The organism is Bradyrhizobium ferriligni, from assembly GCF_056837965.1.
Map to the genome: position 1 here is coordinate 61,290 of NZ_JBXEJO010000018.1, position 22,799 is coordinate 84,088.

Consider the following 22,799-nt stretch of genomic DNA (forward strand, 5'->3'; position numbering starts at 1 on the left):
GTCCTGCCGCAAAGTTGGACTTAGCTCTTGATGTCAGAGGACCAGGTCTTCTCGATCAGCTTGACGACCGCGTCCGGCATCGGGATGTAGTCGAGCTCTTCGGCTGCCTTGTCGCCCTTCTCGAAGGCGTACTTGAAGAACTTGAGCGCTTCCTGCGAGGCCGCCTTGTCGGTCGAGTCCTTGTGCATCAGGATGAAGGTCGCCGCGGTGATCGGCCAGGAGGCTTCGCCCGGCTGGTCGGTCAGGATCACGTAGTAGCCGGGAGCCTTGGCCCAGTCGGCGTTCGACGCGGCGGCCTGGAAGGCAGCGATGGTCGGCTGCACGGTCTTGCCGGCCTTGTTGACCAAGCCGGTGTAGGTCAGCTTGTTCTGCTTGGCATAGGCGTATTCGACATAGCCGATCGCGTTCTTGGTCTGGCTGATGTTGCCGGCAACGCCTTCGTTGCCCTTGGCGCCGACGCCGACCGGCCATTCGACCGCGGTGCCGGAACCGACCTTGGACTTCCAGTCGGCGTTCGACTTGGAGAGATAGTCGGTGAAGTTGAAGGTGGTGCCCGAACCGTCCGAACGGCGCACGACGGTGATCGCATCGCCCGGCAGGGTCAGCTTCGGATTGAGCTTGGCGATCGCCGCGTCATTCCACTTGGTGATCTTGCCGAGATAGATGTCGCCGAGCACTTCGCCCGACAGGATCAGGTCGCCCGGCTTGATGCCTTCGAGGTTCACGACCGGGACGATCGCGCCCATCACCATCGGCCACTGGACGAGGCCGTCCTTCTCGAGCTGCTCGTGCTTGAGCGGCGCGTCGGTGGCGCCGAAGGTCACGGTCTTGGCCTGGATCTGCTTGATGCCGGCGCCGGAGCCGATCGACTGGTAGTTCAGACCATTGCCGGTCTCCTTTTTGTAGGCGTCAGCCCACTTCGAATAGATCGGGAACGGAAACGTCGCGCCCGCGCCGGTAATATCGGCAGCGAAGGCCGACGTCGAAGCGGCGATCATGCCGGCTGCGACGATTGCTTTGATGAAATTCATGGGTTGTCTCCATCCAGTGAGCGAAGCGCCGAATGCGCCCGATCGCGCTCACGCCGGTCCATCTAGGAGCGGTCGGTGCTGCTTTTACGAAGGTTGGATGACAGTTGGATGACAGCGCTAAGCAGCTGAAAATGCTTAGCTTTGGGTTGGCAACGGGGTCTTCGGCCGGGGAAAACAGGCGGTAAAAGTGGCGCCGTTCTTCGGCACGCTCTCGATCAAAAGACGCCCGCGATGACGGTTAAGAATATGTTTCACCAGCGATAATCCAAGGCCCGTTCCGCCCTGGTTACGGCTGTCGCCGACGTCGACCCGGTAGAAGCGCTCGGTCAGCCGCGGCAGGTGCTCCGGGGCGATGCCAGGGCCGAAATCCCGTACCATGACACGGATTTCGGGGGTCCCCTCGCCCGATGCACCCGAAACGGCCTGATTCAGCGACACTATGACGCGGCCCCCGGAGGCGCCGTATTTGAGGGCATTCTCGATCAGGTTCTCGAACAGGCGGAGCAGTTCCTCGCGGTCCCCGGCGATCATGACCGGGGCCTGAGGCAGGTCGACCTCGATCTCGACCTGGCGCTCGCTGGCCAGCGCCTCGAGCCCGTCGGCCACCTGGCGGATGATCGGCACGATATCGATCGAGGCCTCGGGCCGCACATGGGCCGACAGTTCGACCCGCGACAGCGACAGCAAGTCGTCGATCAGCCGCGCCATGCGGGTCGCCTGGGTGTGCATGATGCCGAGGAAGCGCTCGCGCGCCCGCGCGTCCTCGCGCGCCGGCCCCTGCAGCGTGTCTATGAAGCCGGACAAGGCGGCGAGCGGCGTGCGCAGCTCATGGCTGGCATTGGCGACGAAGTCGGCACGCATCTCCTCGACTCGGCGCAGCGGCGTCAGGTCGTGGAAGGTCATCAGCATGCACTTCTCGGTGCCGCCGAACTGGGTCGGCACCGGCACCGGCGTAATCACCAGTTCCATCCAGCGATCGACCGGAACGTGGTCGGTATAGGTGGCGCGGCGGGGCTCGGTGGTCGCGATCGCCTCGCGCAGCGCGGTGATGATCTCCGGCGAACGCAGGGCAAATTGCGCCAGTTCGTTCTTGCGCAGCGCCGGCGCGAGCTGCGCCGCGGCGGTGTTGAGATGGATGACGCGGCCGGCGCGATCGAGCAGCACGGCGGGATCCGGCATGCCGGCGACGACCGCGCTGACCGCGGCGGCCTCGACCGGATTGACGCCGCGGACATCCTCGCGCGAGGTTCCGGCATCATGCAGCCGCCATGGCACCAGCGCCGCGGCCGCGATGCAGACGAACACGGCGCAGGCGCGCACCAGCGACAATTCGCCGAGCGCGACCACCACGCTCAAGGCCAGCGCTGCGGCAAGCAGGATCAGCGCGGAGTGGCGCAACCGGTCTGGCCAGGGCGAGAAGATGGAGGAATGCGAATCGTCAATTGCCATCGCGGCGGCTTTCATCCCGTCGGTTCATGTCTCGCCCAGGCGCGGTCACATCGACCTACCCTCGGGAGGCATCGGGCCGCTTCATCAGACCCCGGAGTCACCGCGCTTGCGAACCAGAACCGCCTCATGGTGCGGCTCGGCGCGGGGACCCGAATCAGCCTGCGGCAGCCGTTTGAGTCGGGCGCCGACGATAACCTCCCGAAACGTCAGCAAGATTACAGATATGACGAACGGCGCAATATAGTAGAGCAGCCGGAACAGCAGCATACCGCCGAGCAGGTCCTCGCGGTCCATCTGCCAGAGGCCGACCAGCATGGCGGCGTCGAACACCCCGAGGCCGCCGGGGGAGTGGCTGGCGAAGCCGAGCAGGGTTGCGGACACAAAGATGACCGCGACCACGACGAAGCCGAGATTTGGCTCGTCCGGCACCAGGACGTACATCGCCAGCGCGCAGAAGCCGAGGTCGAGGATACCGATCGCGATCTGCAGCAGCGTCAGCGGGCCGCCCGGCAGGGTCACCGTCCAGGGGCCGCGGCCGACCACCCGCGGCTGGGTCCAGACCCAGACCACATAGGCGACCAGCGCGGTGATGATCGCGAATGCCAGCGCCCGGTTGAGCCAGGGCGGCAGCTGGTCGATGTTGGCGGCGGCCTCCGGGTGGTAGGCGATACCGAGCCCGAGCACCGCGGCATTGCCGAGCCAGAAGGTGAGCCCGGCGAGAAAGCAGATCTTGGCGACGTCGATCGCGTTCAACCCCCACGCCGAATAGATCCGGTAGCGCACCGCGCCGCCGGTGAAGACGCTGGCGCCGACATTGTGGCCGATCGAGTAGGAGGTGAAGGCCGCGAGCGCGTTGATGCGATAGGGCACATGGGCGTGGCCGATCGCGCGCACCGCGAACAGATCGTAGAAGGTCAGCGTGAAGTAGCCCGCCGCGACGAACAGTCCCGCCAGGGCAATCTGCCGCGGCTCGGTGCTCTTGATGGCCTCGAGCACCTCGTTGGTGTCGATGCCGCGCAGCATGTGATACAGGACGTAGCAGGCGATGCCGATGACGGCGATGCTGATGACAACACCCAGCCGATGCAGGATTTGCTTCTGGCGCAGAAACGCCATCGCCCTGCGTATTGCTTCCAGCATCTAGACCTCGAATTGCGATCCCGCGACGACGGCTCCCGGGCGAACTCCGCCGGCGCTTCGCTGTGCCCTGGCCCGTGTAGCGCGTTTTAAACCGGAGTGGAATTCGTCAAAAGACAATAAAACGCGCATCTTCAAGATATTACGGATGATTCATGACAGCGGGTGCACAAATATGCGCGTTTCCCGCCGCCTTCGACAAGACTTGACATGCGCGTGCGGCAGTTAGCCCGCCGAACGGTCCGCAAGGCCATCCGGGAAACTACGGTGAAGCATCGGCACGGCCGAATAAAGAATGATCTTCCGCTACCCGGCCGACAGGCGCTCCGCTGATCGTCAATCCCGCGCGGCCGTGACCGCGGCGACGATCTCGGCGGCATCGGGAAAATGTCCCCTGGCGCGCCTGGCGACAACCTCATCGCCAAGCTTGACCTCGAAGATGCCGCCCTTGCCGGGGATCAGCGTCGCGTCGACGCCAAGGCGCTCGCGCAACAGCGCCGCAGCCTCTTTCGCACGCTTCTCATAGCCGCATGGCCGGCAATAGGTGATCGAGACATTCGTCATGTCATGCCCTCCGTGCTCTCATGCGGCATGGCGCTGCGCGGAGGCGGCCTCGACGCCGGCGATCCAGCCGGCCACGGAGCGGCCGATCGCCTCCGGATGATCCTCCTGCAGATAATGCGCGCCCGCGCCGAGTTGAATGACCGCGCAATGCGTGAGCGTCTTGGCGAATTCGGCGGCAAAGGCCGGTGACACCAGCGCCCCGGGCGACCCAACGAACAGCAGCTTGGGATAGGTCGATGCCGCGAGCGCCGCATGCGCCACCGTGAGCGCCTCGGCGACATCGGCCGGCTCGCCCGCGATCGGCAGCTCGCGCGGCAGCATCAGGGTCGGCTTGCGGCTCTCGCGCGTCGCAAACGGCGCGCGGTAGGCGGCCATCTCCTCCTCGCTGAGCGTGCGCAGGATCGAACCGGGCAGCACGCGTTCGACGAACGCATTGTTGTCGAGGACCATCGCCTCGCCCACGCCCGGGGTACGGAATTTCCGGAACGTCTCCCGCGCGGCGTCGTGCTGGTGGAAGTCCGACCAATCGCGCATCGGGCGGATGAACTCCATGAAGGCGAGCCCGCGCACCAATTGCGGACGGCGTGCCGCGAGGTGGAAAGCGAGCGCCGTGCCCCAGTCCTGGGCGACGAGATAGGCCGAGGTAATGCCGAGCTCGTCGACCAGCGCGTCGAGATAGTCCGCCTGGTCGAGGAAGCGATAGCCGATGTCGGGCTTGCCGGACTGGCCATAGCCGATCAGGTCGGGCGCGATGCAGTGCCCGACGGGGGCGACCAGCGGCATGATGTTACGCCAGATGTAGGACGACGTCGGATTGCCGTGCAGGAACAGCACGTGCGGCGCGGCGCTGCGGCCGGTCTCGCGATAGGCCATCGTGCTCCCGAGCACGGCGCGATGATGCAGGCTGATATCGGCGGATATGGTCATGGCAACTCCTTGAACACGGTTTGGAATGCGATCGTCTTGAAACGCGTCAGCGCGGCTTCGCTGCGTTCGACCTTCATGCGCAGCATCGCGCCCTGCCAGGATGCGAGCAGGAAATCGGCCAACTGATCGGGATCGAAGTCGGAGGCGATCTCGCCCGTGGCCTGAGCCTCGGCGATGCAGGCCGCAAACGGCGCGCGCCATTCCCGGAAGATGTCGTCGAGCTGCTCGCGCAGCATCTCGCTCGAGCCCGACGCCTCGAGGCTGAAATCGCCGATCAGGCAGCCGCGGGTGAAGCCGTCATGCGCAAGCTTGCCGGTGATCAGATCGAGATAGCTTCTCAGCCTTTCGCGCGGCGTCAGTGTCGTGTCGCCGAGGGCTTCCGCGACCAGGCCACGGACATAGAGGAAGTAGCGGTCGAGCACCTCGGACGCGAACAGCTCCTTCGAGCGGAAATGGTTGGTGAAGGAGCCCTGCGGCGCGCCGGCGGCGGCGGTGACGTCGCGCACGCTGGTGCCGTGATAGCCGGTGCGGAACATTTCCTTCAGGCCGGCGTCGAGGATGGCATCGCGGAGAGAGGGTTTTGGCATGGACAGGATTTAATACGTACGTACGTATTAATGTCAAGCGCTAAAATGAATGCGGCTCGCCCGTGCGCTTGGCGGCGCCGCTCAGGCCCGTCGGATCAGGAGATTGAGGTCAGCTCGCGGGCTTGCTGCGCGAAACCACCCAGTCGCGCAGCCAGGAGCCGATCGCGCAGCCGACGAGATAGAGCGCGAACATGACCAGGAAGAGATCGAGCCAGTAGCCGAACCGGCCGGGCACGATCCGCGCGAACGACGCCGCCACCAGCGCGGCGGCGAGCAGTGCCAGCCAGCGCATCCAGACCTTCGAGACGCCCTGCGCCCGATGCACCACCGCGATCCAGCCCATGCAGAAGCCGAGCAGCGCCGCGCCGAGCAGCCAACCCCAGAAGAATGTCGCGAGCACGGTCATCGCTACTTCACCACGAATTCGATGCGGCGGTTCTGCGCCTTGCCGTCTTCACTCTCGTTGCCGGCCAGCGGCTGCGTGCTGCCATAGCCGATCGGCGTGAAGCGGCTGGCGGGCAGGCCGGCGCGCACGAGATAATCCACCACGGCCTGCGCGCGCCGCTCCGACAGCGCCTGGTTGGCGGCCTCCTCGCCGTCGCTGTCGGTATGGCCGGCGATCTCGATCGTCGCATTGGGGCAGCGCAGCGCGGTCTCGATCAGGCGGTCGAGCAGGCCGGCTGAATCCGGCACGATGTCGGCCTTCCCCGACTCGAAGCGGATCTTGCCCTTTGAGAGGATTTCGGAAAACAGCTGCTGGCACACCGTGGGATCGACCGGGGCCGCCGCCGGCTTGACCGTGACCTCGGCCTTGTATTGCCAGCCCTGCGGAAAATCCTTGCCGAGCCCGTCGCGGATCTGGCCGGCGGCGGCATCGTAGAGCGCATCACCCGACAGCTTCACCTCGCGGTCCGATACCACCAGCGTTCCGGTCGACAGCCGCGACAGCGCGCCGAGCGCGGGCACCACCGCGGCCGCGAAACCCGACGGCGCGCCGATGCTGGCCTTGAGATTGTCGACCACCTTCTCGCTGAAGAACTTGCGGCCGGCGGCCGCGACCAGCGCGGCATGCACGTTGTTGTCGGGGACGTAGCCGGTCAGCGTCAGCGTCACCGCGACCGGGTCCTTGTAGGCCTGGAACACGTAAGGCGGCGCCTTGATGTCGTTGGCGGCGATCGAATAGCCTTCCGGCAGGTTCTTCAGCGCCGCGGCGACCGCTTCGCGTCCGCCGAGCTCGCGCGCCATGCCGGCGAGGGCAACCTTGTTGTCGGTCAGCGTGATCTTGCCTTCCTTCAGCTTGCCGATCTGGTCGAGCAACAGCAGCGCCGCGGCGTCGAATCGCAACGGCGCGCCGCGGGCGAGCACCATCTGATCCACCACCTCGACACCGCCGAGACTGGCCTTCGCGGCCTCGGTCAACTTGCCCTTGCTCGACGGCAGCGGCGCATTGCCGCCGAGCGTGACCCGCACCACGTCGCGTTCGGCGGACCAGACAAAGGGCTTGGCTTCGGGAACAAGGCGTGTCTCGTCGTTCACCAGCCGCACGCCGGGGACGGCTTCGACCGACGCCACCGCGCTGAGGCGGCCGTCTTCGGAGAAGGCGTTGGCCGCGAACGTCACGTCGCGCCCGTCGACGCTGATGCGGCGCTTGTCGAGGACAGTGTCCTTCAGTGCGGTATTAGAGCGCGCGGCAAGGTCCGCTTCGACCGTTGTGGTGCTGGTCCAGGCCGCAATACCCCAAAGCACGACCAGTGGAATCACCCCCGGCCACCACTTGCTACTCCACTTGAAAAGTCCGTGCATTCAGCGTCCTGCGGGGTCGGGAACCAGAGAGAAAACAAACCCTTGGCTGACTGTCAAACCCCAAATGACGCCCATGGCGGGGGCGCCATGTCGGACCGGGATAACAGTTTCTTCAGTGGTCTTTCGCTAAGTTTGCCGCGGAATGCAAATCGGCCGGCCCGCGCCCTCATGAAACAACTCCGCAACACCGTGATCCGTGCCGGCATGGAGGCGTTGTATTTCTCGGGTGCGCATATCCTGCTGCGGCCGATCTTCGCCGGCGTCGGCGCCATCTTCATGCTGCACCACGTCCGCCCGCGGCGCGGCGATGCGTTCCAGCCGAACCATCATCTCGAGGTCACGCCGGACTTCCTGCGCGCGATGCTGACGCATCTGCGCGCGCTCGACGTCGACGTTATCAGCATCGACGAGGCGCATCGCCGTCTCAGCGAACGGAATTTTGCGCGACGCTTCGCCTGCCTTACCTTCGACGACGGCTATCGCGACAACCGTGATTTCGCGCTGCCGGTGATGCGCGAGTTCGGCGCCCCGTTCACGGTCTATGTCGCGAGCGATTTCGCCGAGGGCTGCGGCAGATTGTGGTGGATCGCGCTGGAGCGGGTGATCGCGGCGGCGTCCGCGATCGAGGTGCCGATCGACGGCACCATGACGCGGATCGACACCGCGACGGCACCGGCCAAGCGCACTGCCTTCGGCCGCATGCACGACTGGCTGCGTTCCCTGCCCGGCGAGCAGGAGATGCAGGCCGAGATATCAGCGCTGTGCGCCCGTCACGGCGTCGACGAGAGCGGCATCGCCCGCGAGCTCTGCATGTCCTGGGACGAGTTGCGCGGCTTTGCCGACGATCCGCTGGTGACGATCGGCGCGCACACCATCACCCATTGCAATCTCGCCAGGCAGAGCGAGACGATCGCATCGTTCGAGCTCGCGACCAGCCGGGCGCGGATCGAGGATGCGCTGCAGCGGCCGGCATTGCATCTCGCCTATCCCTATGGCGACCGGATCGCCGCCGGGCAGCGTGAATTCGCCCTCGCCCGGTCGATCGGCTTTCGGACCGCGGTGACGACGCGGCCGGGCATGCTGTTTCCCGAAAGCGCCGACCATCTGACCGCGCTGCAGCGGGTGTCGCTGAACGGCAATTACCAGGACACGCGCCTGCTGCCGGTGCTGACATCCGGTGCCGCCACCGCGGTGTGGAACGGCTTTCGCCGCATCGACGCGGCGTAACGCGTTTCCCGTTTCCATCCCGGCTCGACGCAACCCAATTTCGGTCTGACTTCCCCTTCCCCCTGAAAGGGGGAAGGTCGGGATGGGGGTCAGCCACAAGCGACGGTGCCTGGGGAGAGAGCAGATCCCCACCCGCTTTGCTCTGTCGAGCAAAGCGACCTCCCCTTTTCAAGGGGAGGTACCGATCCCTCCCTATCCTTGACTCGTTCCCCGGCCGCGCCCAGAACCACTGGCAACGCAATGGAGGAGCGCATGTTCAAGGATCTGTTTTCGCTGAAGGGCCGCGTCGCACTGGTGACCGGGGGATCGCGCGGCATCGGCAAGATGATCGCGGCCGGTTTCCTCGCGCAGGGTGCCGCCAGGGTCTACATCACCGCGCGCAAGGCAGGTCCCTGCGAGGCGACCGCGCAGGAGCTGTCCGCCGCCTATGACGGCGAATGCATCGCACTGCCGATCGACATCTCGACCGTCGAGGGCTGCGAGAAGCTCGCCGGCGAGATCATCAAGCGCGAGCCGAAGCTCGACATCCTCGTCAACAATGCCGGCGCGGCCTGGGGCGCGGACTTCGACGAATTCCCGGAGAGCGGCTGGGACAAGGTGATGAACCTCAACGTCAAGTCGATCTTCTTCCTGACCAAGGCGCTGGCCAAGCCGCTGCGCGCGGCGGCGACGCACGACAGGCCGGGCAAGGTGATCAACATCGCCTCGATCGACGGCATCTTCGTCAACCCGATGGAGACCTATTCCTATGCCGCGAGCAAGGCCGCGGTGATCCATCTGACGCGCCGCATGGCGACCCGCCTGGTCAAGGACAACATCAACGTCACCGCGATCGCGCCCGGCGCCTTCAAGTCGGACATGAACCGCGCCGCGCGCGACCACGCCGACGAGGTCGCCAAGCGCGTGCCGGCGAAGCGCGTCGGTACCGACGAGGATATGGCGGGTACCGCGATCTACCTCGCCTCGCGCGCCGGCGACTATGTCGTGGGCAACACCATCGCGGTCGATGGCGGCGTGGTCTACGCCACGGCAGGGCTGGAGATCGCGGGCTAACCGGCCGCGCGACCGACCTACGGCAACGGCTCCGCTGAAGGGCGGGGCCGTTTTTGTAGCTGGTTCACCTGCTTCCATAGGGCTGCCCCTCTGGCGCATGTCATTCAAATGCATTACATTGGATGCGAGTGAAGGAGATCGCTATGGCTTCGAATGCCCTGGTCCAGACCCGCATCGATGCGGAGGTAAAGGAAAAGGCCACCGAGGTTCTGGAGAACATGGGTCTCACAGTATCCGACGCCGTGCGGATCCTGCTGACACGCACGGCCAATGAAGGAATGCTTCCACTGGAGCTCGTGAGCAACAGCCAGGCTTACGACGGCTGGTTTCGCGAGAAGGTGCACCAGGCGTTGGCGGATACCCGGCCCGGTCTCGACGATTCCGAGGTCGAAGCGCATTTCGCGCAACGCCGCGCCGCCGCGCTTCGAAAAGCGACAGGGCGTAAGCGGTGAAACTCGTCTGGTCGCGCTTCGCGTTATCCGATCGCGACGACATTTTCAGCTACATCGAGGCCGAGAATCCTCGTGCGGCGGTCCATGTTGACGAACAGATTGCCGATGCTGCGCGGCGCCTGCTCGACTTTCCTGACAGTGGCCGGCCCGGGCGCGTCGCCGGCACGCGCGAGTTGGTCATCCCGCGCACACCTTATGTCGCGGCGTACCTTGTCGACGGCGAGACCGTTCGCATCTTGCGCGTGCTTCACGGCGCGCAGATGTGGCCCGACGAACTTACAAATGACGATTGACGCCGGGCTCCGTACCGGCATCTGACCAAAAGAAAGGGACGAGCCCGGGACCTTTTCGGCTCGCCCCTTCCTGTTCTCTCCCTGCGGAAAGAAACTCAGGCCCTCAGCTCTCGATCCTCACATACTCGAAGTCGCCCGGCTTGTTGTCGATGCCGACCTTGGGCGGCGAGATCCAGGAGGCGAACTCGCCCGGTTCGGTCACCGGCTTCATCAGCGAGGCGATGAAGTCGCCGTCCGCGGTCGACGGCAGCCAGTCGTTCTTGCGCTTGGCCCAGGTGGCGTCGTCGATCAGGAGGCCATCGGGCGTCGCATGGACGTCCTTGAACTCGCCGATCTGGCGGTGGAAGGCGGTGTTCGGCACCGCGAGCTTGTAGTCGATGCCCGCGGTCGAGATCACCTTGTTCCAGCGCAGCATGCCCTTGACGCAGTCCTGCGTGTAGTCGTCGCGCAGCCGCATGTTGAGCGCGGTCAGCGCCGGCTCGTCGACCATCTTGATCTGGCCGTCCACCATCTTCATGACCGGATAGGTCGAGCTCTTGAGCTGGTGGTCGTCCTCGATCGTGGTTTCCTTGTAGCGACCCTTGATGCCGGCGTTGAAGGCGTTGGCCGCGTTGGTCGACACTTCCGAGCCGAACAAATCGAGCGACAGCGAATAGTGCAGGTTGAGCTTCTTCTGGATCGTCGGCAGATCGATCACGCCGAGCGCGCGGATCCTGGCGATGTCGTTGGGATCGGTGATGCCGGCTTCCTTCATCGCATCGCAGGTGCGCTGCACGACGCGGGTGATGCCGGTCTCGCCGACAAACATGTGGTGGGCTTCCTCGGTCAGCATGAAGCGGCAGGTGCGCGACAGCGGATCGAAGCCCGACTGCGCCAGCGAGTGCAGCTGCATCTTGCCGTCGCGGTCGGTGAAGTAGGTGAACATGAAGAACGACAGCCAGTCCGGCGTCGCCTCGTTGAAGGCCCCCAACATGCGCGGGCTATCCGCGTCGCCCGAGCGGCGGCGCAACAAATCATCCGCCTCCTCGCGGCCGTCGCGGCCGAAATACTTCTGCAGCAGATAGACCATCGCCCAGAGATGGCGGCCTTCCTCGACATTGACCTGGAACAGGTTGCGCATGTCGTAGAGCGAGGGCGCGGTCTTGCCGAGATGGCGCTGCTGCTCGACCGAGGCCGGCTCGGTGTCGCCCTGGATCACGATCAGGCGGCGCAGCATCGCGCGGTGCTCGCCGGGGACTTCCTGCCACGCCGGCTTGCCGTAATCCTCGCCGAACGGAATGACCCGGTTCTCTTCCTGCGGCGCGAGCAAGATGCCCCAGCGATATTCGGGCATCCGCACGTAATCGAACTTGGCCCAGCCGCGCGGATCGACCGAATAGGCGGTGCGCAGATAGACCAGCGATTCCTGGAAGCCGTCCGGACCCATATCTTTCCACCAGTCCATGTAGCCGGGGTGCCAGCCTTCCAGCGCCTTGAGCACCTGGCGGTCCTCGGCGAGATTCACATTGTTCGGAATCTTGGTCGAGTAATCGACGTTCATGATGTTCATGTTCATGTTCATGTTCATGGCAGCCTCCTTAGGGCAGATTTCTCTCGTCATGGCCGGGCTTGGCCCGGCCATCCACGTCTTGCTTCGTTGACGGAAGGAAGACGTGGATGCCCGGCACAAGGCCGGGCATGACGCAGCAAAATTCCTACACGCGCGTCATGTCGAATTGCGCCTTCTGGCCGGTGCCGTAGCGGCGCAGCGCGCCGTCCTCACCGACCGCGTTCGGCCGCTGGAAGATCCAGTTCTGCCACGCCGTGAGGCGGGAGAAGATCTTCGATTCCATGGTCTCCGGGCCGACGAAGCGCAGATTGGCTTCCATGCCGGTGAGGCCGTCGGGCGAGAACGAGGTGCGCTCCTCGAAGAACACGCGGACCTCGTCGTCCCAGTCGATGTCGTCGAGCGCGAAGGTAACGAGACCGAGCTCCTCGGCCTCTTCCGCGTCGAGCGCCTTGCCGATCGACGCCTGCGCGCGCTCCAGATCCGACGGGTCGGCCTGGAAGCGCGATTGCAGCCGGGTCAGGCCGTGGCTCATCGGATAGGGCCCGAAATTCATCGCCGTCAGCTCGATCGCCGGCGGCGGGCGGTTATCGCCCTGCTTCTGGCCGATCAGCATGTAGGAGCGGTCGGCGGCGAACACGAGCTCGGCCAGCGTGCCGACAAAACAGGAGCCGGGCTCGACCAGCGTCACCAGCGTGCGCGAGGTGACGTCGATGCGCTTGAGCACGCGCTTCCAGTAATGCCTGACCTCGTTGACCAGCCAGTGCGCCTTGTTGGCCTCCAGGAGCGCGTCATAGGACACGACATTGGCGCGGTCGCCATGGCTCTTGAACACCAGCATCGCGATCTCGAGCTCGTTGATGCGCAGATGCAGGATCGCATCATCAAGCTCGCGGGCGACCTGCAGCGGCCAGAACGCAGCGCCCTGCGCGATCATGCCGTCGATGTCGGCGGGAGCCGTGGTTTCCGGCGCCTTGATCGAGATGGTGGCGATGCGCGCCGCGCGATCGATGTCGACGCTGACGAAGCCATAGCGGATGGCGCTGTCGTCGATGGTGCGCGTCAGCGGCGGCAGCGTGATACCTTTGCCGGCGCCGTTGCGCTTCGACCTGGCGGCGAATTCCTTGACGCGCTCGGCGAGCTTGCCCTCGAGCTTGGAGTTCGGCGCGATCTCGTCGACCAGGCGCCAGGAGACGGCGCGCTTGCCCTTGATGCCTTCCTCGATCGTGCAGAAGAAATCGGCATGGTCGCGGCGCACCTTGCGCTTGTCGACGACGCGGGTGAGCCCGCCGGTGCCCGGCAACACCGCGAGCAGCGGCACTTCCGGCAGCGCGACGGCGGCGGCGCCGTCGTCGGCCATCATGATGTGGTCGGTCGCGAGCGCCAGCTCATAGCCGCCGCCGGCCGCGGTGCCGTTGACGACGGTGATGAAGCTCTGCCCGGAATTCTCGCTGGAGTCTTCCAGGCCGTTGCGGGTCTCGTTGGTGAATTTGCAGAAGTTGACCTTGTGAGCGTGGGTCGAGCCCGCCAGCATGCGGATGTTGGCGCCGGCGCAGAACACGCGGTTCTTGCCCGAGCGCATCACCACGACCTTGACCTCGGGATGCTCGAAGCGCAGCCGCTGCACGGCGTCCGCAAGCTCGATGTCGACGCCGAGATCATAGGAATTCAGCTTGAGCTGATAGCCCTCGAACAGGCCGGCGTTCTCGTCGACGTCCATGGTCAGCGTCGCGACGTCGCCGGCGACGTCGAGCTTCCAGTGCCGGTAGCGCGACGGATCGGTCTGGAAGTCGATGTACTTCGCCCCGCCTGCAAGGACGCGATCGTCACCAGCCATGGGCCACCCTTATCTGTTGTCTTGCTGTTGTTCGTTTGAAGTTCGTCGTCGAGGTCTTCATGCACAATAATGCATGTTTTTGATCTGGTCTAGTTCAAAACGCAAAAACATGCATTTTGTTTCATGTTTGCGAAATTCATTCGCTCGGCCAATGGCCTGGCACCGGCACCAAAGGTCAGGCCGCCAGTGCCGGGTCGTCGCGAAGCGCCGCGCTGGCGAATTCGGTGACCGCTTCCAGCGTGACTGCGGGCGCCTCGCGATGCGGCGAGTGGCCGGCGCCAGCGATCGCCACGACGTCGACCGGGCAGTAGCACTCGTCCTGGGCGATCTCGGCCTGGCGCATCGTGCCGTACTGGTCAGCCGCGCCCTGCACGATCAGCACCGGCACGCGGATATAGGCGAGATATTCGGAGATATCCCAGTCGCGGAATGCCGAATCGAGCCAGGCGCCGTTCCAGCCATAAAAGGCGTTGTCGACGTCCTTGTGCCAGCGCGCCAGCTTCTCCTTCAGATTGGTGGTCTCATACGCCGTCTTGATCTCGGCGATCGACTGCACCGAAATGTCCTCGACGATGAAGTGCGGCGCCAGCAGCGCCAGGCCGTGCAGGCGATGATCCTGATGCGCGCCGGCATAGATCGCCGCGATCGACGCGCCGTCGGAATGACCGAGCAGCAGGCCGCGGCGGAAGCCGATCCGGTCGAGGAGCTGCGGCAGCACCTCGAGCGCCTCGCGATGCATGTAGTCGACTGGGCGCGGCAGCTTCGCCGGCGACGAGGCGCCATAGCCCGCGCGCGAATAGGCAAACACGCCGGCGCCGGTCGCCGCCTGCAGCTTCTCGGGAAAGTCGCCCCACAGCCCGACGCTGCCGAGGCCTTCGTGCAGCATCACGATGGTCGGCGCCGCGTCTGGCGAGGGACCGATCATGCGGTATTCGAGCTCGGCGCCGTCGATGCTGAGGAAGCCTGTGGGGGTTAGATTCGTCATGATCACGATAAGCCTTCCTCACTCGTCGTCCCGGCGAAGGCCGGGACCCATACGCCGAGGCCTTCGTTTTGAGAGATGCTGTTCAACGGCTTTCGCACAACAACTAACGCCAGTGGTTATGGGTCCCGGCCTTCGCCGGGACGACGTGGGGAGCTAGTGCTCGTGCTCCCGCAACTTGAACCGCTGGATCTTCCCAGTCGCGGTCTTCGGCAGATTGTCGACGACGTCGATCCAGCGCGGATATTTCCACGGGCCGATCTTCTGCTTGACGTGCTCCTTCAGCGCCTCGTGCAGGCCGGCGGCCGAGCTCTCGGGCCGCAGCACGACATAGGCCTTCGGCTTGAGCAGGCCTTCCGGATCGGCCTCCGGCACGACGGCGGCTTCGAGCACCGCGGGATGGGTGATCAGCGCGCTCTCGACCTCGAACGGCGACACCCAGATGCCGGAGACCTTGAACATGTCGTCGGCGCGGCCGCAGAAGGTGTAACGGCCGTCGGCATCGCGCGTATATTTGTCGCCGGTGCGGGTCCAGGCGCCCTCGAAGGTGGCGCGGCTCTTGGCGCGTTGATTCCAGTAGCTCTCGCCGGCCGAGGGCGCATCGACCAGGAGCTCGCCGACCTCGCCGTCGGCGACGTCGGCACCAAGCTCGTTGACCAGCCGCACCTTGTAGCCGGGCACCGGACGGCCGGAGGAGCCGTATTTGATGTCGCCGGGCGCGTTCGACAGGAAGATGTGCAACAGCTCGGTCGAGCCGACGCCGTCGAGAATGTCGACGCCGAACCGCGCGCGCCAGGCATTGCCGACCGATTCCGGCAGTGCCTCGCCGGCCGAAGTGCAGACGCGCAGGCGATTGCCGCCGGACTGCGCCTTGGTCGCCTCGTCGTTCAGCATCGCCGCGAACAGGGTCGGCACGCCGAAGAAGATGCTGGGATGATATTTGTTCATCAGCGCGAACATCACCGCCGGCGTCGGCCGCTCGGAGTTCAACACCGTGGTGGCGCCGACCGACATCGGGAACGTCAGCGCATTGCCGAGCCCATAGGCGAAGAACAGCTTTGCCGCCGAGAGGCCGACATCATCCTCGCGGATGCCGAGCACCTGCTTCGCGTAGGTCTCCGCCGTCGCCGCGAGATTGGAATGCAGATGGCGCACGCCCTTCGGCATGCCGGTCGAGCCCGACGAATAGAGCCAGAACGCCGGCTCGTCGGCATGGGTCGGCGCGGTGGCGAACACGTCGCTCTCGCGCGCGATCTCGTCGGACAGCTTCTTGTGCCCGTGCGCATCCTTGCCGGAGACCACGACATGCTCGAGGTCGGGCATGCGCGCGATGATGTCCTTGACGACCGGCAGCAGCGCTTCCGACACGAACAGCACACGCGCGCGGCAATCACCGAGGATGTAGGCGTATTGCTCCGCGGTCAGCAGCGTGTTGAGCGGCACCGGCACCACGCCGGCGCGGATCGCGCCCAGGAACACGATCGGGAAATCGATCGTGTCCAGCATGATCATGGCGACCCGCTCTTCGCGGTGGACGCCGAGCCGGCGCAGCATGTTGCCGACGCGGCGGGTCTGCTGCTGCAACTGGCCATAGGTGATTTGCGAAACCGTATCGTCGAACACGACCTTGTCGCCGCGGCCTTCATCGACGTTGCGGTCGAGCAGCCAGGAGACCGCGTTGTAAGTCATGCTCCGCTCCTCGGACCCGGACGTGCCACGCTTCCCTCTCCTGTGAATTTAAGAATTATAATTCATACAAAGCCACTACGTTGGCTTGCTGTCAATCCTTATCGGCACTATGTTTCCTAGAACCTCGGTCTGATTCAGTCAGGACCGCGCGTCGCACAGGGATCATGACCGCAGCCAACGACCCGGAAACCGACTTCCTTGAGCAGCTCGGCCAGCGCGTGCGCACGATGCGCGCCCTGCGCGGCATGTCGCGCAAGGTGCTCGCCAAGGTTTCCGGCATTTCCGAACGCTACATCGCCCAGCTCGAAAGCGGCAAAGGCAATGTCTCGATCGTGCTGCTGCGCCGTGTCGCAGGCGCGATGGGGGCGCATCTCGAGGACCTGATCCCCTCCAGCGAGCCCGTGCCGGACTGGGCCGTGATCCGCGATCTCCTGCGCAAGGCGTCGCCGAACCAGATCGCGCAGGCCAAGGACATGCTCGCCGGCAGCAGCCCGCTGGCGCCACGCCGCGCCTCCTTCTCCGGCATCGCGCTGATCGGCCTGCGCGGCGCCGGCAAGACCACGCTCGGGCGGATGCTAGCGAAGAAGATCGGCTGGAGCTTCGTCGAGCTCAACAAAGAGATCGAGGCGCAGAACGGCCTCTCGGTGGCCGAGATCATCGCGCTGTACGGCCAGGAAGGCTTTCGCCGCATGGAGCAGGCCGCGCTGACGCAGCTGCTGGCGCGCAAGGAATTGATGGTGCTGGCGACCGGCGGCGGCATCGTCTCCGAGGCGCTGACCTTCGACCTGATCCTGTCGTCGTTCTACACGATCTGGCTGAAGGCCGAGCCGGAAGAGCACATGGCCCGCGTTCGCCGCCAGGGCGATCTGCGCCCGATGGCCGACGATCGCTCGGCGATGGCGGAATTGCGCAACATCCTGGTCAGCCGCGAGCCGCTCTATGCCCGCGCGTCGGCCGTGGTCGACACTGCTGGGCTATCCGTCGATGCCGCCGCCGCGCGGCTGATCGATTCAGTGCGGCCGGTGCTGCAGAACGAGGCGCGCAGCTTCGGCCTGCGCAGCGTGGCGCTTTAGGCGTACCACAACTACTGCGTCGCAACCGGTTTATCCCCTCATCCTGAGGAGCTTGCGCAGCAAGCGTCTCGAAGGACGAGGCCACTAGTCGGGCCTCATGTTTCGAGACGCGCTTCGCGCTCCTCACCATGAGGGACCTCCCACGCATTAAAACTACAGCAACCGGCTTTTCACATCCTCAGCGCCGTCGCGCAGCAGCGGCAGGAAGCGGTCGATCAATTCCTGCATCGGCACGCGATCGACATGCGCGCCCATGTTGATCGCGGCGACGATGGTGCCGTCGTAGCGGTGCACCGGCACCGAGATCGAGCGGAAATGCGGCTCGGCCTCGCGGTCGACCAGCGAGAAGCCCTGCGCGCGATCGGCGATGATGGCGGCGAGCAGCTTCTTCGGATCGGTGACGGTCTGCGGCGTCACCGGATCGCGGCGCATCGCCTTCAGCCGCGCCGCGAGCTCGGCATCGGTGAGCCGGCCTAGCATCGCGCGGCCGACCGAGGTGCAGAATGCCGGGAGCCGGTAGCCGATGTCGAGACCGGCGGAGAACACCCGCGTCGGGCTCGAGCGCGCCACGAATACGACGTCGTCGCCGTCGAGCAAGGCGAGTGAGGCAATCTCCTGCGCTGCCGTCGCGATGCGATCGAGCACCGGCTGCAGCACCGTCACCACCTGGTTGGATTGCAGGAACGAGCCCGCGAGCGTCAGCACATGCGGCGTCAAGGTGAACAGCTTGCCGTCGGTGGCGACGAAACCGCCATGCGCGAGCGTGAACAGGATGCGGCGCGCGGTGGCGCGCGGCAGCTCGGCGGCACGCGCCAGATCACTCAGCGTCGCAGGACCCGTAACGGTGCCGAACACCTGCAACAGGCGCAGGCCGCGATCGAGCGCCTCGACGAAGTCGGTGGCACGCTCGTCCTGGTCGGTCCGCTTCAGCTTGGGCATGAGGCTCGGCTTTGAACGGTTCAAAAATTGCGCTTGCTGTCCGGAACAGACATGGCATAATTCGCACATTCGTTCAATAGGCGAACAAATCCAAATCCGGGAGACGCCGCCATGATGAGCCAGGAAGCGAACGATCTGATCACCCGCACCGGGCGCAAGGACCCCTGCGGCAGGCTGATGCGGAGCTACTGGCAGCCGGCGGCACTGGTCGACGAACTGGAAGGGCCGCGCCCGGTACGGCCGGTGCGGCTGCTCGGCGAAAACCTGGTGCTGTTCCGCGGCGAGGACGGAAGCTATGGGCTGATCGATCGCCACTGCGCGCATCGCGGCGCCGACCTCGCCTTCGGCCGGCTGGAGAATGGCGGGCTGCGCTGCGCCTTCCACGGCTGGCTGTTCGACACCAGCGGCCAGTGCATCGAGACGCCGGCGGAGCCGGCCGGCTCGCAGCTCTGCAAGGGCATCAAACAGCGCTCCTATCCCGTGGTCGAGAAGAGCGGCATCCTGTGGGCCTGGCTCGGCGAAGGCGCCCCGCCCGCGTTTCCGGAGCTCGACTGCTTCGTCGCGCCCTGCAGCCACACGTTCGCATTTAAGGGCCACATGAACTGCAACTGGCTGCAGGCGCTCGAGGTCGGCATCGATCCGGCGCACGCCTCCTTTCTGCATCGCTTCTTCGAGGACGAGGACACCTCGGCCGCCTACGGCAAGCAATTCCGCGGCGCCTCGGCCGGCAGCGACATGCCGATGACCAAGATCCTGCGCGAATATGATCGCCCCATCATCAATGTCGAGCACACCGAATACGGCCTGCGCCTGATCGCGCTGCGCCAGCTCGACGACGAGCGCACCCATGTGCGCGTCACCAACCAGCTATTCCCGCACGGCTTCGTGATTCCGATGTCGACCGAGATGACGATCACGCAGTTGCACGTGCCGGTCGATGACGAGAATTGCTACTGGTATGCGATCTTCACCAGCTATGCGGCGCCGGTCGACAAGCAGAAGATGCGCGACCAGCGACTCGAGCTCTATACGCTGCCCGACTACAAGTCGCGCAAGAACAAGAGCAACGATTACGGCTTCGATCCGCACGAGCAGGCGACCGAGACCTATACCGGCATGGGCACCGACATCAACGTGCATGACCAGTGGGCGGTAGAATCGATGGGGGCGATCCAGGACCGCACCAACGAGCATCTCGGCCAGAGCGACAAGGCGATCGTGCAGTACCGTCGCCTGCTGCGACAGGAGATCGAGAAGGTTGCAGGCGGCGAGAAGCCGATGCTGTTCCTCGACGAGGCCTCCGCGCGCAGCATCCAGGGCCCGGCGACGATGGACGGCATCGGGCCGACCCAGGGCTGGGAGCTCTACTGGATGGAGGTCGACGTCAAGCGCCGCCGCGGCGCGCCATGGGCCGCCCCGGTGCCGCGCGAGATCGCCGGCAAGGTGCATCATCTGACGGCGGCGGAGTGATGATGGCTTCTGTCGCGCAGCGTTCAGACAAGGAGTGACGCGGTGAGCTTCGTCGAGCGTCACGGCCTGTGGTCGGATGAGCAGAAGGAGGCCGCGAACCGCCTCCGCCGCATCGTCGAGGAGAAGAACCTCGAAGTCATCCGCCTGTCGTTCCCCGACCAGCATGGCATCCTGCGCGGCAAGACGCTGATCGCCGGCGAAGCGGTGCGCTCGCTGGAGGGCGGCTGCTCCATCACCACGACGATGCTCGCCAAGGACACCTCGCACAAGACGGTGTTTCCGGTGTTCACATCAGGCGGCGGTTTTGGCATGAAGGAGATGGAGGGCGCGGCTGACGTGCTGATGGTCGCCGACCCCACCACGTTCCGCGTGCTGCCCTGGGCTGACAACACCGGCTGGCTGCTCTGCGACCTCTATTTCAGCGACGGCCGGCCGGTGCCGTTCGCGACCCGCAACCTCTATCGCAAGGTGCTCGATCAGCTCGCCGGCCGCGGCTACGATTTCGTCGCCGGCCTCGAGGTCGAATTCCATCTGTTCAAGCTCGACGACGCCCACATGGCGCCGGAGGATGCCGGCCAGCCCGGACGGCCGCCGTCGGTCAGCCTGCTGTCGCACGGCTATCAGTACCTCACCGAGCAGCGCTACGACCTGATGGAGCCGGCGCTCGAGATCATCCGCCGCGACATCATCGCGCTCGACCTGCCGCTGCGCTCGGTCGAGGTCGAGTTCGGCCCGAGCCAGTGCGAATTCACCTTCGCGCCGACGGTCGGGCTCGCGCCCGCCGACACAATGGTGCTGTTTCGTTCGGCGGTGAAGCAGATCGCACGCCGCCACGGCTATCACGCGACCTTCATGTGCCGGCCGAAACTGCCGAACGTGTTCGCGAGCGGCTGGCACCTGCACCAGTCGCTGGTGTCGCGCGCCAATGGCGAAAACGTCTTCATGGCCAAGGAAGCCGGCGAGCCGCTGAGCGCGCTCGGCCGCGCCTGGCTGGCGGGCCTGATCGAGCACGCGCGGGCCTCGACCGTGTTCACGACGCCGACCATCAACGGCTACAAGCGCTACCGCTCCTACTCGCTGGCGCCGGACCGCGCGATCTGGGGCCGCGACAACCGCGGCGTGATGATCCGCGTGCTCGGCGGCACGAACGATCCGGCGACCCGGCTGGAGAACCGGATCGGTGAACCCGCCGCCAATCCCTATCTCTACATGGCGAGCCAGATCCTCTCCGGCCTCGACGGCGTCGACCGCAAGCTCGACCCTGGCCCGTCCGCCGACACGCCCTACGAGACCAAAGCCGCGCTGTTGCCGAAATCGCTGCGCGAGGCGGTGTTCGCGCTCAACGACGATCCGTTCTTCCGCCAGGCGCTCGGGCCGGAGTTCGTCGACTATTACGTCTTCATCAAGAACGCGGAGATCGAACGCTTCCAGGCCGAGGTGTCGGACTGGGAGCACCGCGAATATTTCGAGATGTTTTGACGGAAGCGTCGGCGCACGTGCGCCGACGCTCTAGAGCATGATCCGGAAAAGTGTGAAGCGGTTTTCCGAAAAGATCATGCTCGAACAAAGAGCCAAAGCGCGATGACGATTCAACTCAATCTCATCGCGCTTTAGACGCTTATAAGGTGAGCCGCAACGGCCGCCTCGTTCCATTCCAGACCGACACCAGGCGTGTCTGGAATATGCAAGAAACCATCCTTGATTTCATATGGCCGTTCGAGAATCGGATCGGCCCAGTCCTGCCACTCCAACCAGTGTGCGGTCTCGGTTGCGCGCATGACGTGAGCGGCGACTTCCGGATAAAGATGCGTTGAGATGGGGATACCCGCCGCGCCGGCGATCGCAGCCGCGCGCATCCAGCCCGTCACTCCGCCGATGCGCATGAAATCCGGCATCACCAGGTCGCAAGCCTTTTTCGCGATCGCCTTATGCATCTCCCTCGGGCCATAGAAGTTCTCGCCGATCTGGATCGGCGTCTTCAGCTCCGCCGCAAGCTGGGCGTGCCCGTCGAGATTGTCGTAGAGCACGGGTTCTTCGATCCAGTCGAGGCCATAATCATCGATCGCATGGCACCGCTCGATGGCTTCGGCGAGATTTAGCCCCTGGTTGTAGTCCACCATCAAATGCATGCGATCGCCGACTGCTTTTCGAACGGCGTCGAGGGTCGCCAGATCCTCGCGCGGATCGCTTCTGCCGAGGCGCAATTTCAGGGCTGAGAACCCTCCCTCGTCCCGCAATTCCAAAGCCTCGGCTGCGACGGCGGCCGGCTCCTTCAGCCAAAGGCCGTTGCTGTTGTAGGATTTCACGGCGCCGACCGTCGCCCCCAACAGCACGCACAGCGGCTTGTTTGCGGCTTTCGCCAACGCGTCCCACGCGGCCATGTCGAGGCCCGACGCCGCGATCATCGACAATCCCTCATAGCCGACAAAGTGAAGCGATTTGCGCGCCGCCGCGAACAACTCGACAGGCGCCACGCTCCGACCTCTGAGCAATTCGCCGAGATCATGCAACGCCGGAACCAGATATCGCAGCGATTTCACGATGTAAGGCTCGAGATAGCTTCGCCCGACAATGCCCTCCTCCGTCACCAGATCGACGAGAACGAGCGGCCACTCCGAGAGCGTGGCAATGCGCGCGACCACGGGCCGCTTCAGCTTGAGCACCACCGGACGAGCTTTGATCTCTCTGAGTGTCAATGAATCGGGCATGGCATTGCCTTTCGCAGCGCGAGGAAGCTGAC

21 protein-coding genes are annotated in these 22,799 nt (G+C 65.0%); 7 read left to right on the forward strand and 14 right to left on the reverse strand.

What is annotated here, in order from left to right:
- Positions 1–20: 20 nt before the first annotated feature.
- The 8 genes from pstS to AC1VNY_RS13130 form a co-directional block, all read right to left on the reverse strand.
- On the reverse strand, positions 21–1,031 hold the full coding sequence (pstS, locus tag AC1VNY_RS13095; protein ID WP_038384874.1) for a phosphate ABC transporter substrate-binding protein PstS: 1,011 nt from the start codon (positions 1,029–1,031) through the stop codon (positions 21–23).
- Positions 1,032–1,166: 135 nt separating this feature from the next.
- The gene (locus AC1VNY_RS13100) at positions 1,167–2,480 is read right to left on the reverse strand and encodes an ATP-binding protein (RefSeq protein ID WP_038384878.1); all 1,314 of its coding nucleotides are present in this window, start codon (positions 2,478–2,480) and stop codon (positions 1,167–1,169) included.
- A gap of 84 nt (positions 2,481–2,564) precedes the next feature.
- A complete protein-coding gene (locus tag AC1VNY_RS13105) occupies positions 2,565–3,620 on the reverse strand; it encodes a putative bifunctional lysylphosphatidylglycerol flippase/synthetase (protein ID WP_026192163.1) in 1,056 nt (351 codons plus the stop codon).
- A 333-nt stretch (positions 3,621–3,953) separates the two neighbouring features.
- On the reverse strand, positions 3,954–4,181 hold the full coding sequence (locus AC1VNY_RS13110) for a SelT/SelW/SelH family protein (RefSeq protein WP_482405435.1): 228 nt from the start codon (positions 4,179–4,181) through the stop codon (positions 3,954–3,956).
- Positions 4,182–4,199: 18 nt separating this feature from the next.
- Complete coding sequence (locus AC1VNY_RS13115) at positions 4,200–5,108, reverse strand: haloalkane dehalogenase (protein ID WP_482405436.1); 909 nt, start codon at positions 5,106–5,108, stop codon at positions 4,200–4,202.
- Positions 5,105–5,695, reverse strand: coding sequence for a TetR/AcrR family transcriptional regulator (locus AC1VNY_RS13120; protein ID WP_092078500.1), 591 nt, complete (start codon positions 5,693–5,695; stop codon positions 5,105–5,107). The genes AC1VNY_RS13115 and AC1VNY_RS13120 overlap by 4 nt, the downstream gene beginning before the upstream one ends.
- Before the next feature lie 109 nt (positions 5,696–5,804).
- Complete coding sequence (locus AC1VNY_RS13125) at positions 5,805–6,101, reverse strand: hypothetical protein (RefSeq protein WP_028340517.1); 297 nt, start codon at positions 6,099–6,101, stop codon at positions 5,805–5,807.
- A gap of 2 nt (positions 6,102–6,103) precedes the next feature.
- Complete coding sequence (locus tag AC1VNY_RS13130; RefSeq protein WP_461196027.1) at positions 6,104–7,498, reverse strand: OmpA family protein; 1,395 nt, start codon at positions 7,496–7,498, stop codon at positions 6,104–6,106.
- Between the two features lie 168 nt (positions 7,499–7,666).
- Between AC1VNY_RS13130 and AC1VNY_RS13135 the strand changes: the two genes are divergently transcribed.
- The 4 genes from AC1VNY_RS13135 (at position 7,667) to AC1VNY_RS13150 (ending at position 10,523) form a co-directional block, all read left to right on the forward strand.
- Positions 7,667–8,725 (forward strand): polysaccharide deacetylase family protein, encoded by a 1,059-nt coding sequence (locus AC1VNY_RS13135; protein ID WP_482405437.1) that lies wholly within the window; start codon positions 7,667–7,669, stop codon positions 8,723–8,725.
- 252 nt (positions 8,726–8,977) lie between these two features.
- Positions 8,978–9,778: an SDR family NAD(P)-dependent oxidoreductase gene (locus AC1VNY_RS13140; RefSeq protein ID WP_028340514.1), complete on the forward strand. Its 801-nt coding sequence runs from the start codon at positions 8,978–8,980 to the stop codon at positions 9,776–9,778.
- Positions 9,779–9,921: 143 nt separating this feature from the next.
- Positions 9,922–10,230, forward strand: coding sequence for a type II toxin-antitoxin system RelB/DinJ family antitoxin (locus AC1VNY_RS13145; RefSeq protein WP_482405438.1), 309 nt, complete (start codon positions 9,922–9,924; stop codon positions 10,228–10,230).
- Entirely contained in the window at positions 10,227–10,523 is a 297-nt protein-coding gene (locus AC1VNY_RS13150) for a type II toxin-antitoxin system RelE/ParE family toxin (protein WP_092078516.1), read from the forward strand. Before AC1VNY_RS13145 ends, AC1VNY_RS13150 begins: the two co-directional genes overlap by 4 nt.
- Before the next feature lie 103 nt (positions 10,524–10,626).
- Here the strand turns inward: AC1VNY_RS13150 and boxB are convergent, their stop codons facing one another.
- The 4 genes from boxB to AC1VNY_RS13170 all read right to left on the reverse strand — a co-directional run bounded on the left by boxB (position 10,627) and on the right by AC1VNY_RS13170 (position 16,577).
- Complete coding sequence (boxB, locus tag AC1VNY_RS13155) at positions 10,627–12,078, reverse strand: benzoyl-CoA 2,3-epoxidase subunit BoxB (protein ID WP_482405473.1); 1,452 nt, start codon at positions 12,076–12,078, stop codon at positions 10,627–10,629.
- 139 nt (positions 12,079–12,217) lie between these two features.
- Positions 12,218–13,906, reverse strand: a complete 1,689-nt coding sequence (gene boxC, locus AC1VNY_RS13160; protein WP_482405439.1) for a 2,3-epoxybenzoyl-CoA dihydrolase — start codon at positions 13,904–13,906, stop codon at positions 12,218–12,220.
- Between the two features lie 175 nt (positions 13,907–14,081).
- Complete coding sequence (locus AC1VNY_RS13165; protein WP_482405440.1) at positions 14,082–14,891, reverse strand: alpha/beta fold hydrolase; 810 nt, start codon at positions 14,889–14,891, stop codon at positions 14,082–14,084.
- Positions 14,892–15,044: 153 nt separating this feature from the next.
- The gene (locus AC1VNY_RS13170; RefSeq protein ID WP_482405441.1) at positions 15,045–16,577 is read right to left on the reverse strand and encodes a benzoate-CoA ligase family protein; all 1,533 of its coding nucleotides are present in this window, start codon (positions 16,575–16,577) and stop codon (positions 15,045–15,047) included.
- 80 nt (positions 16,578–16,657) lie between these two features.
- Here AC1VNY_RS13170 and AC1VNY_RS13175 point away from each other — a divergent pair, with 80 nt between their 5' ends.
- Positions 16,658–17,650, forward strand: a complete 993-nt coding sequence (locus AC1VNY_RS13175) for a helix-turn-helix transcriptional regulator (protein ID WP_256521265.1) — start codon at positions 16,658–16,660, stop codon at positions 17,648–17,650.
- Positions 17,651–17,803: 153 nt separating this feature from the next.
- On the opposite strand, the gene AC1VNY_RS13180 is transcribed toward AC1VNY_RS13175, so the two are convergent.
- Positions 17,804–18,589, reverse strand: a complete 786-nt coding sequence (locus tag AC1VNY_RS13180) for an IclR family transcriptional regulator domain-containing protein (protein WP_482405442.1) — start codon at positions 18,587–18,589, stop codon at positions 17,804–17,806.
- A 111-nt stretch (positions 18,590–18,700) separates the two neighbouring features.
- Here AC1VNY_RS13180 and AC1VNY_RS13185 point away from each other — a divergent pair, with 111 nt between their 5' ends.
- Positions 18,701–20,059, forward strand: coding sequence for an aromatic ring-hydroxylating dioxygenase subunit alpha (locus AC1VNY_RS13185; protein WP_482405443.1), 1,359 nt, complete (start codon positions 18,701–18,703; stop codon positions 20,057–20,059).
- Positions 20,060–20,101: 42 nt separating this feature from the next.
- Positions 20,102–21,538 carry a glutamine synthetase family protein gene (locus tag AC1VNY_RS13190; RefSeq protein ID WP_482405444.1) on the forward strand — a complete coding sequence of 479 codons (1,437 nt, stop codon included), beginning with the start codon at positions 20,102–20,104 and terminating at the stop codon, positions 21,536–21,538.
- 131 nt (positions 21,539–21,669) lie between these two features.
- On the opposite strand, the gene AC1VNY_RS13195 is transcribed toward AC1VNY_RS13190, so the two are convergent.
- Complete coding sequence (locus tag AC1VNY_RS13195; protein ID WP_482405445.1) at positions 21,670–22,767, reverse strand: enolase C-terminal domain-like protein; 1,098 nt, start codon at positions 22,765–22,767, stop codon at positions 21,670–21,672.
- Between the last annotated feature and the right edge of the window lie 32 nt (positions 22,768–22,799).

Coding starts and splice junctions, on each gene's coding strand:
- boxC (WP_482405439.1), bottom strand. CDS start 13,906: ATGGCTGGTGACGATCGCGTCCTTGCAGGCGGGGCGAAGTACATCGAC.
- AC1VNY_RS13100 (WP_038384878.1), bottom strand. CDS start 2,480: ATGGCAATTGACGATTCGCATTCCTCCATCTTCTCGCCCTGGCCAGAC.
- AC1VNY_RS13185 (WP_482405443.1), top strand. CDS start 18,701: ATGATGAGCCAGGAAGCGAACGATCTGATCACCCGCACCGGGCGCAAG.
- AC1VNY_RS13170 (WP_482405441.1), bottom strand. CDS start 16,577: ATGACTTACAACGCGGTCTCCTGGCTGCTCGACCGCAACGTCGATGAA.
- AC1VNY_RS13105 (WP_026192163.1), bottom strand. CDS start 3,620: ATGCTGGAAGCAATACGCAGGGCGATGGCGTTTCTGCGCCAGAAGCAA.
- AC1VNY_RS13125 (WP_028340517.1), bottom strand. CDS start 6,101: ATGACCGTGCTCGCGACATTCTTCTGGGGTTGGCTGCTCGGCGCGGCG.
- AC1VNY_RS13115 (WP_482405436.1), bottom strand. CDS start 5,108: ATGACCATATCCGCCGATATCAGCCTGCATCATCGCGCCGTGCTCGGG.
- AC1VNY_RS13180 (WP_482405442.1), bottom strand. CDS start 18,589: ATGCCCAAGCTGAAGCGGACCGACCAGGACGAGCGTGCCACCGACTTC.
- pstS (WP_038384874.1), bottom strand. CDS start 1,031: ATGAATTTCATCAAAGCAATCGTCGCAGCCGGCATGATCGCCGCTTCG.
- AC1VNY_RS13135 (WP_482405437.1), top strand. CDS start 7,667: ATGAAACAACTCCGCAACACCGTGATCCGTGCCGGCATGGAGGCGTTG.
- AC1VNY_RS13130 (WP_461196027.1), bottom strand. CDS start 7,498: ATGCACGGACTTTTCAAGTGGAGTAGCAAGTGGTGGCCGGGGGTGATT.
- AC1VNY_RS13110 (WP_482405435.1), bottom strand. CDS start 4,181: ATGACGAATGTCTCGATCACCTATTGCCGGCCATGCGGCTATGAGAAG.
- AC1VNY_RS13120 (WP_092078500.1), bottom strand. CDS start 5,695: ATGCCAAAACCCTCTCTCCGCGATGCCATCCTCGACGCCGGCCTGAAG.
- AC1VNY_RS13165 (WP_482405440.1), bottom strand. CDS start 14,891: ATGACGAATCTAACCCCCACAGGCTTCCTCAGCATCGACGGCGCCGAG.
- AC1VNY_RS13195 (WP_482405445.1), bottom strand. CDS start 22,767: ATGCCCGATTCATTGACACTCAGAGAGATCAAAGCTCGTCCGGTGGTG.
- AC1VNY_RS13140 (WP_028340514.1), top strand. CDS start 8,978: ATGTTCAAGGATCTGTTTTCGCTGAAGGGCCGCGTCGCACTGGTGACC.
- boxB (WP_482405473.1), bottom strand. CDS start 12,078: ATGAACATGAACATCATGAACGTCGATTACTCGACCAAGATTCCGAAC.
- AC1VNY_RS13145 (WP_482405438.1), top strand. CDS start 9,922: ATGGCTTCGAATGCCCTGGTCCAGACCCGCATCGATGCGGAGGTAAAG.